The organism is Sporolactobacillus sp. PKPK-6 (genome assembly GCF_056678885.1).
The window spans coordinates 1-1,424 of sequence record NZ_JBWXPA010000008.1 but is presented as its reverse complement, the minus strand read 5'-3'; the positions used below and the strand labels follow the sequence as shown (position 1 = coordinate 1,424).

The following is a 1,424-nucleotide window of genomic DNA, read 5'->3' as shown; positions in this document are numbered from 1 at the left end:
TACTAACGTTGCAGGAATTAAATGTGATGATTCATAATACTATAAATGTTCAAAATTAAGAAGGTCAGGGCATAAAAAAATCCTTTATTATGGAAGGATAGGTGTTTCCTATCCAAATCCAAATAAAGGACTCGACTATGGATAAGAATACACGACTTTCATCCTTTGAACAATGGTTAAATCCAATTAATTTTAGACACCTGGAACAGAAACTGAATCAGACTCAGGCAGATAAATACGTGAAAAAGCTGACCACCAAGGCTTATATCCTGCTCTTTCTCTATGCTCAGCTTCATAAAGAAGACAGCCTGCGCGCTCTGTCGGACTGTGTCCTGAATCAACATCTTCAACGGGTCACAGGACTTTCTTCAATCAGCGCCGCTCAGCTCTCAAGAAAGAATAACACGGTGGATCCCCAACTCTTGATGATGCTCTTCTTAGAACTCGTTGCCAAGATGAAAGGAAAACCTGTACCGGATTCGAAAAGGTTATTGAAAATCGTTGATTCCACGACGATCACCATGAACCCGAACCAATTCCCATGGGCACAGTTCCGAAAAACAAAAGCAGGAGTGAAGCTGCACCTTCGCCTCGTGTTCCTGGGCAAGGGACAGGTCTTTCCGGAAAAAGCGATCCTGACGTCAGCTCAGGTTCATGACCGTGAGGAACTGGATGCCTTGGTCGATGAGGAGGCCATGTATGTCTTTGATCGCGGCTACATCGACTATAAGGCCTTCGACCGTTTCTCGGATAATGGCATATTCTTTGCCTCTCGTCTGAAGAAGAACGCGGTCACGCAAACTATTCGCAGCTATGCGGTTCCAGAAGATGGGGCGATTCAGTCAGACCAGATGATCCTGCTGGGTGATCCGCTTCATCAGGCGGACAACTTCTTTCGCCTGATCGTGTCTCAGGATGATCAGGGACGAACCATCCGGATCATCACTAATCGTTTTGATCTTCCAGCAGAGGAACTCGGGACGATCTACCGGGAACGTTGGGCGATTGAACTCTTTTTCAAATGGCTCAAGCAACATGTCCGTCTGAAAACCTTCTATGGTCAGAGTGAAACCGCCGTTCATAATCAAATCATTTTGTCGCTGATTCACTACTGCTTATTTCTTCTGGTCCAACAGGAACTCGAGACGAGTGCTTCCCTGCTGCAGATCAGTCGGTGGCTCAAAGGGATGCTTTGGAGCCCTGCGAAAAAATGGCTCCATCGTCTTCAGTTCCGGACAAGGAAAGAGAAAGTGAAGACTTAAAAGAGACCACAAAAACCTGTCACTCTGGAACAAATGGATAATATTGTAAAAATGGAATGGAGCACCTTTTAGGGACTCGTTGGCTTTTTTAATCACGCCAGAGAAATCAATCATCTGAATATTTTGGCAAAAAGAAATCAATATGTTTATGCAACGCTAGTA

The 1,424-nt window shown here is 44.7% G+C and carries 1 protein-coding gene; it reads left to right on the top strand.

Going from position 1 to position 1,424, the window contains the following annotated elements; all coding sequences use genetic code 11:
• The first annotated feature begins 137 nt into the window (after window positions 1-137).
• Complete coding sequence (locus AC1MBV_RS17205) at window positions 138-1,262, top strand: IS4 family transposase (protein WP_480947824.1); 1,125 nt, start codon at window positions 138-140, stop codon at window positions 1,260-1,262.
• Window positions 1,263-1,424 lie beyond the last annotated feature (162 nt).